This window comes from Neolewinella xylanilytica, from assembly GCF_002934605.1.
Taxonomy (GTDB): Bacteria; Bacteroidota; Bacteroidia; order Chitinophagales; family Saprospiraceae; genus Neolewinella; species Neolewinella xylanilytica.
Window position 1 is genome coordinate 1,766,416 of sequence record NZ_PTJC01000006.1, and the last position, 14,737, is coordinate 1,781,152.

Genomic DNA, 14,737 nt, shown 5'->3' on the forward strand with positions numbered 1-14,737 from the left:
CGCGCGCCGCCTTCGTCATTCCCCCGCTATTCTCCCAGCCAGGTTCTCACTTCTTGCACGGTGACGTTTCCGTAGTCGTTGCCCCACGCTTGGTTGATGTAGTTCATGATGTTGACGATCTGGAAATCGGACAACTCCTTGTTCGCGGGCATTTCGGCGTTGTAGAGCACGCCGTTCACTTCCATCGGCCCCTGCATGCCGTGGCGGATACCCCGGACTACGTCGGCCGGGCGGTCCCGTAAATAATCGGCGCCGGCCAGTGGCGGCATCAGTTGCCGTAGCCCCTGACCTTCCTCGAAATGACAGTTCGCGCAGTGTTCCAGGTACAGGCTTTTTCCCTGCAGATGCTCGGTCTTGCCACAGGCCAGGGGAAGGGCGAGCATTCCCGCCAGAATAAGAAAGACGACTACGTAGCGTGGCATCCGGTGTTTACCTCTACCAACCGCTGGACTACAGCATGGTTGTGGAACCTTCTCCGTGGCCGGCGCGTATCCGCCGCTCGAGGTCTTCGAGGTCTTTGCGGATGTCGTCGTTCGTTTCCATCAGGTCTTTGACCGTCTTGATGGAATAGATGACCGTAGCGTGGTCGCGGCCTCCGAACAGCCGTCCGATCCCCTTGAGGCTTTGGTCGGTGAATTGCTTGACCAGAAACATGCTGATCTGCCGGGCCAGCACCACGTGCCGCCGACGGGTGGCACTGGCCAGTTTTTCCACGTCGAGGTTGTAGTATTCGGCCACGGTGCGCTGGATCACCTCCGGGGTGATCTCCTTATTGATCTCGGTGACGAAGTTTTTCAGCACCTGGCGGGCCAGCTCGAGATCGATCTCCTTATTGTTATTGACGCCGCGGTGGAGCACCAGGTTGTTCAGCACCCCTTCCAGCTGGCGGATGTTGTTCTGGATGTGGTAGCAGATAAATTCCATCACCTGGGGTGACATATCCACCTGGTTGGCGCTTGCCTTCGACGCCAGGATCGCCATACGCGTTTCCAGGGCGGGGGCACTGAGGTCCGCCGTCAGACCCCACTGGAACCGGCTGCGCAGCCGCTCCTCGATGTCGAGTTCGATGATCGGCCGGTCGCAGGTCATCACGATCGCCTTCTGATTCTGACGCAATACGTTGAAGAGGTTGAAGAAAACGTCCTGGGTTTTCTTGCGGTTGATCAGTTGCTGGATGTCATCCACCAGCAGGACGTCGACGTTCTGGTACCAGTTCACCAGGTCGTTGGTGCTGTTGTTGCCGATGCTGCTCACCAATTGGCTGGTGAAGGTGTCGGTGGTGACGTAGAGGACCGACTTGTTGGGATACTTTTCCGTGATGCGGTTGCCTACGGCCTTCAGCAAGTGCGTTTTACCGAGGCCCACCGGTCCGTGGATAACCAGGGGGTTAAAGGCCGTATTGCTGGGGTTGTCGGCAACGGCCTTGGCGGCGTTCCGGGCCAGGCTGTTGCAGTCGCCCTCGATGAAGTTGTCGAAGGTGTACTTACCGTCCAGGTTGCTCTCGATGCGCGGCCGGGTCATACCCGGAATGACGAACGGATTGCTCGGGGGGGGGCTTTGGTGGCCCCGAGGCGTTTTACTGGTTGACGGTGCTTGGCCGTTTTCCTGGCGGGCGGTCTTAATCCGGTATTGCAGGCGGCCGGCGGTTCCCAGGGCATGTTGCAGGCTCAGCTTCAGCACGTCGATGTAGTGCTCCTCCAGAAATTCGTAAAAAAGGCGATGAGGTACCTGAATGGTCAGTTCGTTACTGTTGAGAGCAACCGGTCGGATTGGGACGAACCACGTCTGGTAGCTCTGCGGGTCAACGCTATGACGAATGGTTTGCAGACAATTATCCCAAACGGCGGTGTGGTCCATGTGTGTTCCCAGTTGCACAGTAAAAGTTCTTCCCGACTGCGGAGCCTACCGCCCGGGTGGTTAATAAAAAGCTAATTGGAATATCAGTAAGCGCTAATACGAAAGGCTGCCGAGAATAGCCCCATAGCAATAAAGCCTGAGGGGTTCAGTACGAGAAAATCTAGCCTCTTTTCCGGTAGTTTAGCCTGCACCGGGATCGCCGGGCGGATAGCAAATATGAGGCTTAACCCGGCAGTTGGACAAAAGATTGGGACACTTTTCTCACAAAATCTTCTTTGGCATGCGCTTTTCGGAAAAGCGGCAATTTTGGCATAAGCAGTAAGCGACTATCGCGCCTTCTATACATGCAAATTGCTGCAAGCCACGCAACGTGTCTCCCCTTTTTTGGGGAACGCCACGTCGAGTCGACCGAGACGAAGTCCCCCGAACCCGACCTGGTTGATGATGGTCGGTGCCCCTATCGCGTTGGCTACGGTCACCGGCTGGTCGAGAAAGGTGTGCGTGTGGCCACCGAGAATGATATCGATGTGCTCGCTGGCGGTCGCCAGCGAAACGTCACTCACTTTTTCGTCACGGTAGCGGAATCCGAGGTGGCTTAGGCAGACCACCAGGTCGCATTTTTCGGCGGTGCGCAGGTACCGCCCCATCTCGTTGCCGCGGTGGATCGGATCCTGGTAGGTCGTCGCGCCGTAAAGCTGCTCCGGCACCAGCCCGGCCAGTTCGATTCCGAGACCGAATACCCCGACCCGAATTCCCCCCTTGTCGAATACCCGGTAGGGTTCCGTCCGTCCGGCGAGCGGCGTCCCGGTAAAGTCGTAGTTCGCGCTGAGCAGAGGAAAATTTGCGTGCTGGAGCTGGGTAGCCAGATTCTCCATGCCCCCGTCGAAGTCGTGGTTGCCGATCGTGGCCGCGTCGTAGCCCATTTCGGACATCAGCTTCATTTCCACTTCGCCCAGGAAGTAGTTGAAGTAGGGCGTTCCCTGGAAGATGTCGCCGCTGTCGAGCAACAGTACTTCCTCCTCTACGGAGCGGATATCGGCGATCAGCGCCGCCCTTCTGGCCGCACCGCCCTGGTTGGCGTTCCGGCCCCCGTCATCCGGGAAGGGATCGATGCGGCTGTGCCAGTCGTTGGTATGCAAGATGGTGAGCCGCCGCGCCCGTCGAACCGGATGCGCCGCGCTCAGCCGCGGCAGGAGCAACAGCCCGGTGCCCACCGTGGCTTTTCCTAAAAAGTCTCTGCGGTTCATCAGTCCAGGATTTTGATTCGGCTTCCGTTGCTTTTCACGGAAATGGGGCCGTTTGCCTTCGCGGCGTAGTCGATGAGTAAGTCGCGGATCATCCGTCCGCTGGGGATCTGCCGCTTTTCGGTCAGCATCTCCGAATCGTTTCCACCGTTAGCGACGTAATCCGGCACCGCGAGGTAGTAGATACGGTCGTCGACCACGGGTTGGCCGCCTACCATAATCTCCACCGTAGTGCCGCGGCGGGTAGCCGCGAGCCCTTCGCTGACCGGCCAGCCGCCTTCGGCCAGGATGTGGGATACGAATTCGGTGAGCTCGCTGCCGGTTACCTCCACCAGTACCAGTTCGTTGTCGAACGGCATTAGCTCGTACAGATTATATACCCGCAGCGGACCGGGGCCGATCTCCGAGATGCGGAGCCCACCGTAGTTCTGCACGGCGAAAGCCACCTCGTAATCGGGAAAGAGATCGCGGGCAGCGGCGAGTAGCAGGTCGGCCGTCCAGTTGCCGAGTGGACTTTCGGGTTGCGCCTTCACCAGTGGAAGCGCGACTTCGGCCACCACGCGGTTCATCGCATCCTCCAGCTGGACGGAGTAAGGCGCGATCAGGTCGGCGACGCGGGATGCCGAAATATCGGTGGAGTCTGGTTCGATGGCCGCGGTCACCACGTAGTATTGCGGTTGAACGGCCGGCTGTCCGATAGGGCGTTGGCAACCCGTGAGGGCGACCAGGAGCAGGGCCGAAGTGGCCGCGAATGGTAGTCGCATTATCACCGCACGGAAGATTTAGGGGAGAAGAGCAGGCTGATCCACCCACCGATAAGGAGGAGACCGCCGATGGGGGTTACCGGACCGAGAAAGGCTACGGGAAGTCCGTGGACCTCGCGCAGACTGAGCAAGTACAGGGAGCCGGAAAAGAGCAGGGTACCGATGAGCCACAGCCAAACGGCCGCCGATAGCCGACGTACATCGACCCCCGGAGCACCGTATAGTGCCGCAGCCAGACCCAGGGCGAAGGTGTGGTAGAAACTGTAGCGTACACCGGTATGAAAGATCTCCAGTCGGTCCGGAGTCACCAACCGTTCCAGGCCGTGGGCACCGAATGCCCCCAGTCCGACGGAAAGGGCACCGAGAATAGCCGCGGCCCGGATTATTCCTTGTTGATTCATGCCGCGAAATTATCGCCTGGGGCATTGGCGCAGCGGACCGATACCCGATTCTGACCGCATTATGGCACTTTGGTTCCTACCTTCGCGGCGCTTTCCGAGCATTTCATCAATCAACCCACGTATGACCGCTTACGTATTCCCCGGGCAGGGCGCCCAGTTTCCCGGCATGGGAAAATCCCTTTTCGACGTCAATGAATACGCCCAGACGCTGTTCAAACAGGCCGACGAAGTGCTCGGTTTTTCCCTGTCCAAGGTGATGTTCGAGGGGTCGGAGGAAGAGCTGCTGCAGACCCGCATCACCCAGCCCGCCATTTTCGTCCATTCCGCCGTTACCTATCTGGCGGCAGAGGAGACCCCGAACCCCGACGCGGTGGCCGGTCATAGCCTGGGCGAGTTTTCCGCCCTGGTCGCCGCCGGTGCCATCGCCTTTCCGGATGCCCTGCGCCTCGTCAGCCAGCGCGCCCAAGCCATGCAGGAAGCGGCCGACCGGCAGGAAGGGGCCATGGCTGCCGTGCTCGGCCTGGACGACGCGATGATCGAGGAAGCCTGCGCGCGTATCGACGATATCGTCGTGCCGGCCAACTACAACAGCCCCGGACAATTGGTGATCTCCGGCTCCCGGGAGGGAGTAGAGCGGGCCAGCAAGATCCTTTCCGACCTAGGAGCCCGCAAGGTGATCCCGCTGAAGGTCGGCGGCGCCTTTCACAGTCCGCTTATGGAGCCCGCCCGGGAAAAGCTACAGGAAGCCATCGAAGCTACCCACTTCCGGCCGCCCGGCTGCGATATCTACCAGAACGTAGACGGGGGGGCGAGCGTCGCGCCGGAAAAGATCAAGGAAAAACTTATTCGCCAGCTTACCGCTCCCGTTCGGTGGACCCAGACCGTTCAGCAAATGCAGGCCAATGGCATCGACCGCTTCGTGGAAGTGGGGGGCAAGGGGAAAGTGCTCGCCGGGCTGATCAAGAAAGTGGACCGTCACCTGACGGTCGACCAAATGGAGTAGGCGGTTTAGCTGGCCTTCCGCTGGTTGATCTCGTCGCGGATTTCCGCGGCACGCTCGTAGTTTTCCTCGTTCAGCACGTCTTCGAGCATGGTCGTCAACTCGCCGACGGTGTAGGAGGACAGATTGTCCTTATGCTGCCCGGCGGGGCCTTCCGAAACGTCCTGCATTTGCAGATCTTCTTCCTCGCCTTCTCCCTCGAGCACGATCCCCGCGTTTTGCAGGATGAGTTCATAGGTGTAGATCGGGCAGTCGAAGCGAGTCGCGAGGGCCAAGGCATCGCTGGTGCGGCTGTCAACCTCAATGATCTCTCCGTCGCGGTCAAGCACCAGGCGGGCGTAGAAAATGCCTTCCTTTATGTCGCTGATGATGATTTCCCGCAGATCGGTGCGCAGGGTTTCCAGCGTGTTCTTAAACAAGTCGTGGGTCATCGGTCGGGGGCCGCTCATGCCCTCGATGGCAATGGCAATGGCTTGGGCTTCCGTGCTGCCGATAATGACGGGGAGCCGGCGCGGGCCATTGAGCTCGCCCAGTACTACTGCGTAATTCAGCGATTGGGTTACACTACGGCTGATTGCCATTACTTTTAGCTCAATCTTATCCATCATTAATGCTCTAAATCGTTCAGATATTTGCTAACGGGCGAGGGTAAGGCAAGGTTTATCTGGCCGGTCCCCGCTACGGGCGGGCAAAGATAATAATTGTTGGGCGGCGGGGCGCGGGTGCAACGTATGTCGGGCAATTTAATCCGTTTGACGTGCCTTGTCCGTACCCTCCTTGGCGGCTACCCAGAGTTTTTCCATCATTTCCAGCGACATGGATGCCAGCCCGCTTTCCGGGGCGCGCGACTCCACGTATTCGAAGCGGTGGCGGAATTTGCGATTGGTCCGTTCCAGGGCGGTTTCCGGGTCGATACCTTGCCACCGCGCATAGTTCACGAGACTGAAGAGCAGGTCGCCGAATTCCGCCTCCCGGTCCGCATCCGTCGTGGCGGTGCGGAATTCCTCCATCTCTTCCCGGACCTTTTCCCACACCTGTTCCTGGTTGTCCCAGTCGAAACCGAATTGGGCGGTTTTTTCCTGCATGCGCATCGCCTTGACCATGGCGGGCAGTGCGGTAGGCACGCCGGAAAGGACGGTCTTTTTCCCTTTTCCCTCGGCTAACTTGATCTGTTCCCAGTTCCGCTTTACGGCCGCTTCGTCCTCGGCTACCACGTCACCGTAGATGTGGGGATGCCGTTGGATTAACTTTTCGCACACCCCGTTCAGGGCATCGGAAATGTCCCAGGCCCCCCGTTCCGAAGCGATACGGGCGTAGAAGACCATATGGAGGAGTAAGTCGCCCACCTCTTCCTTGATGCCGTTCAGGTCCTCCGAGAGAATCTCGTCGGCCAGTTCGTAGGTTTCTTCGATGGTCAGTTTGCGGAGCGACTGAAAGGTCTGCTTCCGATCCCACGGACACTGCTCGCGCAGCTCGTCCATGATCGTGAGTAATCGGTGAAAAGCGGTCAGTTGGGGGGTCATCCCGCAAAGGTAGGGTATCGACCCGGCCGATCTTGATGGCAATGCTTAGCTTTAAGGAAAATACCCACCTTGTTTCGCTTGGTCCTGTGGGCTACATTGTTGCTGCCCGCCTACCTCACCGCCCAAAATCCCCTGTTGTCCGTAACCGACGCCGGTACGGTGGGCCTGGCCGGGGCGGGGGTCGGTACCGGTGGGCTTTCGGCCCTTTGGCTTAACCCCGCCGGCCTGGCCTCCGGCCGTGGATTATCGTTCGGTGCATCGGTGATTCAGCCGTATGGCCTGTCGGAATTGCGGCTCGTGACCGGGGGCGTTCTCTACCGGGGGTTTGGTTTACAACTGGCCGCTCAGGGATTTGGCGACTACCGGGCCAATCGATTCGGCGTGGTCTACGGCAGATCGGTGTCCGCTAACTGGCGGATCGGGGGGGCACTCGTAGCCCTGCGGCAATCGGTTCGGGGATATCCCGCCCAAACCCGCTTCCTTCCCGCCATCGGGGTGCAGTTCAGCGCAACGGAGCGGCTCGTGTGTGGTCTGCAACTGACGAAACCGGCCGCGGCCGGGGATTTGCCCTTTTTGGGTACGGTCGGACTGAAGTACCAGCTTAGCGAGCGGGTAAACCTGCTCGTCGACGAAGTCTACGACGGTTTCCGGGGGCTCTCTACGCGGCTGGGTTTATGCTATGCCCCCGTCCGGCAGGTGGAACTTCGTCTCGGCTTCCGCACGGCCCCGGGTCAGATCACCTTCGGAGCTACCTATTTGTTGGGCGGCGAGATGATGGTCGCGGCGGCCGGCGCGCAGCATCCCCTACTGGGCACGACGGCTGGCCTTGGTATTCGTCGCGAGTCAACCGAGTGACCGCAAAACCAAAGAACCTACCTTGCCGTTTAAAGCTTGTCGCTGCAACTATGGCGATTCAACTGCATACATATGAAAGAGGGTGGAGGCCCCGTCCGTGACTTTTCGCTGGCGGAGCAGGTTCGGAAGGATTTTACGGAGCAGCAACAACGGGCGTTACCGGATTTCTCCGATACGGCCCTCACGTTTCGCCACCTTAGCGATTCCCGATTGCTGGGTACCCGCCGGCTTTTCCGCCTGATGGGTAATCGCTACCTCACTAAGTTGATGGGTACTCTGGGCATGCGCGCCGTCGAATGGTCGCTCCCGGGAGCGAGCTGGATGGTGCGGAATACCGTTTACAAGCAGTTCGTCGGCGGCACCGATTTTGAAGACGCCCAGCAATCCATCGCCCAGCTTGCCAAGCGTGGCGTGGACAGCATTTTGGACTACGGCGCGGAGGGCAAGCATACCCGTTCCGGAATGGATGCGTCGATGCAGGAGGTCCTCCGGGCTACGGACTTTTGCGCGAAGACCGATGCCGCCATCGGCTCGGTCGTAAAGCTGAGTGGTTTGGTCCGCTTTTCCATCCTGGAATCCTACAACGACAAGGTGATCGATTTCGAGAACGTGACCGATCCGGAATTGAAGGAAGGTATCGCCCGCCTGGATCGCATCTGTAAACTGGCCAACGAGCAACGGACGGAGGTATACCTCGACGCCGAGGAAAGCTGGATACAATCGACCGTGGATCAGATCGCCGAATACATGATGGCCCGTTACAACCGGGAACGGCACACCGTATTCACCACTTGCCAGATGTATCGCCACGATCGGTTAGCCTATCTGAAAGCGTTGCACCTGCGTTCGCGCCAAAATGGTTTCAACCTCGCGCTGAAGATCGTACGGGGGGCTTACATGAATAAAGAAAACAAACGCGCCCGCACCTTCGATTTGCGTACGCCCATCCAGCCTACGCTGGAAGCTACCCACCGCGACTTTAACGCCGCCGCTGAGTACTGCCTGGAGCACCACCAGGACATTGCCTGCTGCCTAGCTAGCCACAACGAGGAAAGCGTCGTACGGCACATCCGGCGCATGGTGGACATGGGCGTTGCTCGCGACCATCCGAACATCCGGTTTTCCCAGCTACTCGGTATGAGCGATAACCTGACCTTCAACCTGGCGGAAGGCGGCTACAACGTGAGCAAATACATGGTGTACGGACCCGTGCACGAAGTTTTGCCTTATTTGGTGCGCCGCGCGGAAGAGAATACCTCGGTCACCGGGGAGGCCGGCCGGGAGCTACGGATGCTCGACGAGGAGGTTGCCCGCCGGGGCCTCTAGCTTACGGTTGATTACCGCCGTAGTCCTGCCCGAGCATCGACCAGACGGTGATGAACAGCGCCGCCAGGGTAGGCCCGATCACGAATCCGGTGAGGCCGAACATCGCGATGCCGCCCAGGGTGGAAATCAGTACGACCCAGTCGGGCATGTGGGTGTCTCTGCCCACCAGCAGGGGACGTAGCAGGTTGTCCACCAAGCCGATGATCAGCGATCCCACTACCACGATGATGATGCCCGAGGCGATATTGCCCTGGATGAACATGATGATGGCGGCCGGTACCCACACGATCGCGCTGCCGCCTACGGGAAGCAAAGCGAGAAGCATCATGAACACTCCCCAGAGCAAGGCGGCCGGAATACCCAGTATGGCAAACATGATGCCACCGATCGCGCCCTGCACGAAGGCGACGATCAGCGTTCCCTTCAGGGTGGCACGGGCAACGAGGGCGAAGCGCTCGAAGAGGGCACGTTCGCGGTTGTCGCCCATCGGAATGGTGCGCACCAGCGTACGTTGAATGTTCCAGCCGTCCACTAGAAAGAAGTAAAGCAGGTAGATGACGAGGGTAAACTGAATGATGATATTCAGAATGCTCCCTCCGAATCCAATGGCCCAGGTGGCCAGAAACTGACTGACCTGGGCTACCGTGGTGTTAAGCCGGGTCCGGAGATCGGCGGTGCTGACGCCGAAATCGCTCAGGGCGTCCGATACACTCGGCAACTGGGTATCGATGTAGTCGAGAATGACCGTCGTGTTCATGTCGCCCGTCTGGACGTTTTCGTAGAGCGATATCGCCTGATTCACCAGCGCGATCGCGAGTAGGGTGAAGGGAACGATAACGAAGAGGACTACCAGTAAGGTCGTAATTGCGCCGGCCAGGGCATCCCGCCCCCGGAAGGTGATCCGAATCCGCCGGTATACGGGAAAAAAGATAACGGCGAGTACCGCTCCCCAGAAAACGGTGAGGATGAAGGGGCCGATCAACCAGAAAAATGCGAAGGTGGTCAGCGCAACCAGGATGAAGAAAATATTCCGCTTGACCTTGCGGATGATCATGTTGTTTTCAAGGGGCATGCACCTACAGTTAAGGGGACCGAACCACTCGGTTCGGTAACGTGCATGTATTACCTTCCGTGTCGGCTGGTGTTCGGTATGGCTGATTGTCAGCGCATTTTTATTCTTCGGCGGGCAATTTGCCGACGACGAAAACACGGTTGGGGGTATCCCTTCGTTATGCTCATGTCCGGAAGCTGACTACCCACTCCATACCGTGTTCGCAGTCGGACCTTTACCTTCGCTACCTATGCCGTTACACTTACGACTCGTTTTACTGTTGGCCCTCCTTTCCTGTACCGTGGCGGCCCAGAAATACAGCAATGAATTTCTGTCCATCGGGGTAGGGGCCCGGGCCCAGGGGATGGGCACCGCCGTAACGGCTACGCAGAACGATGTCTACGCGGCGGCCTGGAACCCGGCCGGGCTGGCCGCGATCGAAGCCGAGCGGGGGTTGGAAATTGGGGCCATGCACGCTGAATGGTTCGGTGGGGTAGGGAACTACGATTTCATCGGTATTACCTTACCCCTGTCGACCGGAAACCAGCGGCTCGGCTTCAGCCTCATCCGCTTCGGAATCGATCAGATACCGAATACCCTTTCGCTCTACGAGGCCGATGGAACCATCAATTTCGACAACGTCACGGAGTTCTCGGCTGCTGATTACGCCTTCCTGGGTAGTTACGCGCGCGCTTTTTTCAAAAGCAAGGGCATTCTCCGGGTGGGCGGCAACGTGAAGGTGATCCACCGCAGCATCGGTTCCTTCGCCTCCAGCTGGGGGTTCGGGCTCGACCTCGGGGCGCAGTACCAACGCAGTGACTGGACCTTTGCGTTACTTGCCCGCGACGTCACCACCACCTTCAATGCCTGGAGCATTAGCTTCAGCGAGGAAGACCGGGCGGTGCTCGAACTGACCGGCAACGAGGTGACGCCCCAGAGCGTGGAGATCACCAACCCGACAATCATGCTCGGCGTAGCGCGGCGGTTCAGCCTTGCCGAGCGGATCGGACTGACGACGGAAGTGAACCTCATCGCGACCACCGACGGAAAACGCAATACGCTGGTCAGTGCCGATCCGGTGAGTCTCGATCCGGCCTTCGGACTGGAAGCGGACTACGGCGACTTTGTCTTTCTCCGGGCGGGCGTCAGTCAATTGCAACGCATTCAGGATTTTGGCGGTACCGAAGCGCTGCAGTCACGGCCGGCACTCGGTTTGGGACTCAAGGTCGGCCAGCTGAATGTAGATTATGCCTATACCGATCTCGGTGACAACGAGGGCCGTTCCACCTACAGTCACGTAGTCAGTCTGCGGCTCGGGATTCGACCCAACGGCCAAAATCCATAAGACAAGGATCGGCCTGCAAACCGCGGTGGCGCCTTCAAGCACTCCCTGCTCTGGAAAAAGATATGACAGGCGGCCGAGCCGTTGGATCGTGACCTAGACCATGTTTTTCCATACGTCCGCAGTGAGAAGGCCGCCACCGGATATCGCTGAACGGCGCGGCAGCAAGGGCTGTCGGCGATGTAGGATCTAGGGGACGGGAGCGGTGTGTCCGATGCTGTTCCGTATGCGGCCTTCGATCGGCACGCGCCGATTTGGTGGCCAGGCAATTGCGCATCCTTGGCCAGGTACAACCCTGTTAGCTAGCGGTTAACGTACGGGATTTTGAATACCAGTCATGGAGCTTGCCTGCCAAGTCATGATTGGAAAGTGCCTTCGAATAGCGAACGAGGTATGTTCCTGTACTTCCTCCTCGGTACACCTGCGCACGGAACCACATTCTGCTGGCCAACGCGGAGGACGACCAACCTGCCAAAGGAAATTACCGATGCGTGGTATAGTAGGAGCTTACTTACATTTCGGCGGCAATCTGCATGCCGGTATACGCCAGATAAACCAGGAGGAGCAGGGCAGCTTCCCAGCGGTCTAGTCTGCGACGGCCACCCAGAAACATGGCGACGAATAGGAAAAGCGTACCCCCGATCAGTAGAAAGATTTCGCGGTTAAAGGATGCATTGTAGCCGATGGGCTGCACGATCGCGCTCACGGCAATGATGAGGAGCACGTTGAAGATGTTGGAGCCCACTACGTTACCGATGGCGATATCACTGTTTTTCTTGAGCGCCGCTACGGCTGAGGTAACCAGTTCGGGCAGGGAGGTACCCGCCGCGATGATGGTCAGTCCGATAATCTTTTCGCTTACGCCCAGGCTGGTCGCAATGGTAACGGCATGATCGACCACCAGTTTGCCACCGAGAACTAAGCCCACCAGACCGAAAACGATCAGGGCGGTAATTTTTACCCCGGAAGGGTAAGCAGCTGACGGAGAATCCGCTACCGTCGGTTCCGACTGTATTTGCCGGAATATATAGAAGAGGAAGGTTAGGAAAAGGGCAATTAGCAGCAGGCCATCCGTCCGGGAAAGGAGTAAGTCGGATGATCCTACGTAAAAGTCGTTCGAGAGCAGCAGTAGCAGGACAGCTACGCCGAGTGACATCGGAATTTCGTTCCAGACGGTACTTCGCTGTACGGTGATCGGTAAGATCAGGCCGGCAATGCCCAGGATAACGAAGAGGTTGAAATTGTTGCTCCCCACTACGTTGCCGTAAACGATATCGGAATACCCCTGAACCGAGGCAATCAGATTTACCACCAGTTCGGGCGCCGAAGTGCCGAAGGATACGATCGTAAGACCGATCACGAGGTCGGATACCCGGTACTTTCTGGCGAGGCTGGAGGCCCCGTCGACCAACCAGTTGGCCCCGAAAATAAGGAGGACAAAGCCCACGGCAATCAATCCGAGTGAAAGTAGCATACCCGATAAATTTGGCGCTTTTTAACCGACGCGGCCCCGATCTCTTGGAACCGTTGGCAAGCTGGAAGCGAATGTACCCTGCCGGCGGCCGTCTTCGCTGCGGCGCGCTGGAATTATCTTTTCGGACACGTAGCTCCCGTTTTCCGCCTCCCCAAACCACCGTGTCACCCAGGTTAAAAAGCTGCTAGGGAAATCCATCTGGTGCAGCGTTGCTCCCGTCAGCCAAAAGTCAGGAGCCGGTTTTGCTTGTTTGTGGGTAGCCGGTGGGGCATCGCCATTCACGCCGGGACCTACTTAGGGTGAAAAAGTACCTAAGTCGCAATTCCACGTCAAGGCTGCCGTTTGATGTATAGACACTATTTAGTTTGACAACACATTTTCGCGGCTACATAACTTGAGAGATAATTACGCAACGCCCCGCCTGAACTCAGGCGGGGCGCTTTTTTTCTTGTTTTCGTTCGGGCGGCGGAGCGCAGGAGCCATGGATATCCCGACGATTTAGCCAACCAATCCCGGGCGGCCACGCCGGCGGGGAGAGCGGTTTCGTTGCCCGGTAACACACTGCCGGGTTTGCCAAAAACAAAAAACCGCACCTTCATCCGACGAGGATGAAGGCGCGGTCTGGGGGTGGAAGACCGGGTTCGAACCGGCGACCTCTGGAATCACAATCCAGCGCTCTAACCAACTGAGCTACAACCACCAGATTAAGCTGCTTTCTTGGAAAGCGACGCAAAGGTAAAAAGTTCCTGCTTACCGCGAAAGCTCCGGGCAAAATTTCTTCATTGCTTCTTGCATTTGCCGTTGTAACCCGCGCGCCGCCGCCCCGGGATCTTCCGCGTAGAGGATACCCCGGCTGCTGTTGACCAGTAGTCCACAGCTGGGGTTCATTCCGTAACGACAGACGGCCGCCAGGTCCCCCCCCTGAACACCGATGCCCGGCACCAGGAAAAAGTGGTCCGGACAAAGATCCCTCAGTTCGGCAAACTTTTCGGCCTGGGTGGCACCACATACGAACATCAGGCGATCCGGGTCGCCCCATTCCGCTACCCGGCGCATCACCTTGGCGTATAAGGGTACATTGTCTCCTTCTTGTACGGTATGCTGGAAATCCGCGCTACCGGAATTGCTTGTGAGGGCGAGGACGATCGCCCACTTTCCGGGATAATCTAGAAAGGGACCGACGCTATCCGCTCCCATATAGGGTGCTACGGTAATGGCGTCCGCGCCGAGGGTATCGAAGGCAAAGCGGGCGTAATAACGGGAGGTATTTCCGATATCGCCCCTTTTGGCGTCGGCGATCACGAAATGGTCTTTGCCAATGTAAGCGATCGTTTCCTGCAGGATAAGCATCCCGTCGATTCCCAGCGCCTCATAAAACGCGGTATTGGGTTTGTAGGCTACGCAATAGTCACGGGTCGCATCGATAACGGATCGATTGAAAGCGAGCACGTCCCCGTTAAAGGACGGGGGCATCTTGTCGGGATCCGGATCTAGACCGACGCACAAGAAGCTTTGCTTTTCCACGATCCTTCGAACCAATCCTTCCTTATCCATTACCGGTGATTTTGCCGGCAAAGGTAGGTTGATTACTTCATGAAGGTGTAGTTCAGGGCACCGTACGACTTTCCAACGCGGCGGAAAGGGTGGCGGGCTTGAATCTTGAAGCGGATACATACATCCGGATAGGCCGAACGAAGTAACTCGTTATACAGGGTGACGGGTACATTGCGGTAAGCGATGGTCGTCGGCCCGCTTAGGTAGGTGAGGAAGAGCGTTTCCGTGTCCGGATTGTAATGGGCTTTACTTACAATTTCGCTGTCCTTCCCAAATAAGTGATTTTGCATGATCATTCAGGTTAGGCGTGTAGGTCTAACCTGAGATCCCCGTCGTACGTTCGCAG

The 14,737-nt window shown here is 58.1% G+C and carries 15 protein-coding genes and 1 tRNA gene; 4 read left to right on the forward strand and 12 right to left on the reverse strand.

Features of this window, described 5'->3' with window-relative positions; all coding sequences use genetic code 11:
- Window positions 1-26: 26 nt before the first annotated feature.
- The 5 genes from CLV84_RS16590 to CLV84_RS16610 all read right to left on the reverse strand — a co-directional run bounded on the left by CLV84_RS16590 (window position 27) and on the right by CLV84_RS16610 (window position 4,266).
- Window positions 27-422 carry a c-type cytochrome gene (locus CLV84_RS16590; protein ID WP_104420874.1) on the reverse strand — a complete coding sequence of 132 codons (396 nt, stop codon included), beginning with the start codon at window positions 420-422 and terminating at the stop codon, window positions 27-29.
- A 28-nt stretch (window positions 423-450) separates the two neighbouring features.
- The gene (dnaA, locus tag CLV84_RS16595) at window positions 451-1,857 is read right to left on the reverse strand and encodes a chromosomal replication initiator protein DnaA (RefSeq protein ID WP_104420875.1); all 1,407 of its coding nucleotides are present in this window, start codon (window positions 1,855-1,857) and stop codon (window positions 451-453) included.
- Window positions 1,858-2,195: 338 nt separating this feature from the next.
- The gene (locus CLV84_RS16600; protein ID WP_104420876.1) at window positions 2,196-3,104 is read right to left on the reverse strand and encodes a bifunctional metallophosphatase/5'-nucleotidase; all 909 of its coding nucleotides are present in this window, start codon (window positions 3,102-3,104) and stop codon (window positions 2,196-2,198) included.
- On the reverse strand, window positions 3,104-3,865 hold the full coding sequence (locus tag CLV84_RS16605) for a 5'-nucleotidase C-terminal domain-containing protein (RefSeq protein WP_104420877.1): 762 nt from the start codon (window positions 3,863-3,865) through the stop codon (window positions 3,104-3,106). The genes CLV84_RS16600 and CLV84_RS16605 overlap by 1 nt, the downstream gene beginning before the upstream one ends.
- 2 nt (window positions 3,866-3,867) lie before the next feature.
- The gene (locus tag CLV84_RS16610) at window positions 3,868-4,266 is read right to left on the reverse strand and encodes a DUF423 domain-containing protein (RefSeq protein ID WP_104420878.1); all 399 of its coding nucleotides are present in this window, start codon (window positions 4,264-4,266) and stop codon (window positions 3,868-3,870) included.
- A gap of 121 nt (window positions 4,267-4,387) precedes the next feature.
- Between CLV84_RS16610 and fabD the strand changes: the two genes are divergently transcribed.
- The gene (gene fabD / locus CLV84_RS16615; protein ID WP_104420879.1) at window positions 4,388-5,269 is read left to right on the forward strand and encodes an ACP S-malonyltransferase; all 882 of its coding nucleotides are present in this window, start codon (window positions 4,388-4,390) and stop codon (window positions 5,267-5,269) included.
- A gap of 5 nt (window positions 5,270-5,274) precedes the next feature.
- Here the strand turns inward: fabD and CLV84_RS16620 are convergent, their stop codons facing one another.
- A complete protein-coding gene (locus tag CLV84_RS16620; RefSeq protein ID WP_104421229.1) occupies window positions 5,275-5,871 on the reverse strand; it encodes a bifunctional nuclease family protein in 597 nt (198 codons plus the stop codon).
- A 138-nt stretch (window positions 5,872-6,009) separates the two neighbouring features.
- On the reverse strand, window positions 6,010-6,789 hold the full coding sequence (gene mazG / locus CLV84_RS16625; protein ID WP_104420880.1) for a nucleoside triphosphate pyrophosphohydrolase: 780 nt from the start codon (window positions 6,787-6,789) through the stop codon (window positions 6,010-6,012).
- A gap of 69 nt (window positions 6,790-6,858) precedes the next feature.
- Between mazG and CLV84_RS16630 the strand changes: the two genes are divergently transcribed.
- Together CLV84_RS16630 and CLV84_RS16635 are read left to right on the forward strand one after the other, a co-directional pair.
- Window positions 6,859-7,644 carry a hypothetical protein gene (locus CLV84_RS16630; RefSeq protein ID WP_146088841.1) on the forward strand — a complete coding sequence of 262 codons (786 nt, stop codon included), beginning with the start codon at window positions 6,859-6,861 and terminating at the stop codon, window positions 7,642-7,644.
- A gap of 72 nt (window positions 7,645-7,716) precedes the next feature.
- Window positions 7,717-8,970, forward strand: a complete 1,254-nt coding sequence (locus CLV84_RS16635; RefSeq protein ID WP_104420882.1) for a proline dehydrogenase family protein — start codon at window positions 7,717-7,719, stop codon at window positions 8,968-8,970.
- A 1-nt stretch (window position 8,971) separates the two neighbouring features.
- Here the strand turns inward: CLV84_RS16635 and CLV84_RS16640 are convergent, their stop codons facing one another.
- Complete coding sequence (locus tag CLV84_RS16640) at window positions 8,972-10,042, reverse strand: AI-2E family transporter (protein ID WP_104420883.1); 1,071 nt, start codon at window positions 10,040-10,042, stop codon at window positions 8,972-8,974.
- Between the two features lie 229 nt (window positions 10,043-10,271).
- Here CLV84_RS16640 and CLV84_RS16645 point away from each other — a divergent pair, with 229 nt between their 5' ends.
- Entirely contained in the window at window positions 10,272-11,366 is a 1,095-nt protein-coding gene (locus tag CLV84_RS16645; protein ID WP_104420884.1) for a putative type IX sorting system protein PorV2, read from the forward strand.
- Between the two features lie 508 nt (window positions 11,367-11,874).
- On the opposite strand, the gene CLV84_RS16650 is transcribed toward CLV84_RS16645, so the two are convergent.
- The 4 genes from CLV84_RS16650 to CLV84_RS16665 form a co-directional block, all read right to left on the reverse strand.
- Window positions 11,875-12,837, reverse strand: coding sequence for a calcium/sodium antiporter (locus CLV84_RS16650; protein ID WP_104420885.1), 963 nt, complete (start codon window positions 12,835-12,837; stop codon window positions 11,875-11,877).
- Between the two features lie 622 nt (window positions 12,838-13,459).
- Window positions 13,460-13,538: transfer RNA gene (locus tag CLV84_RS16655), tRNA-His, on the reverse strand.
- Window positions 13,539-13,587: 49 nt separating this feature from the next.
- A complete protein-coding gene (gene pyrF / locus CLV84_RS16660) occupies window positions 13,588-14,391 on the reverse strand; it encodes an orotidine-5'-phosphate decarboxylase (RefSeq protein WP_104420886.1) in 804 nt (267 codons plus the stop codon).
- Between the two features lie 32 nt (window positions 14,392-14,423).
- The gene (locus CLV84_RS16665; RefSeq protein WP_170067752.1) at window positions 14,424-14,681 is read right to left on the reverse strand and encodes a KTSC domain-containing protein; all 258 of its coding nucleotides are present in this window, start codon (window positions 14,679-14,681) and stop codon (window positions 14,424-14,426) included.
- Between the last annotated feature and the right edge of the window lie 56 nt (window positions 14,682-14,737).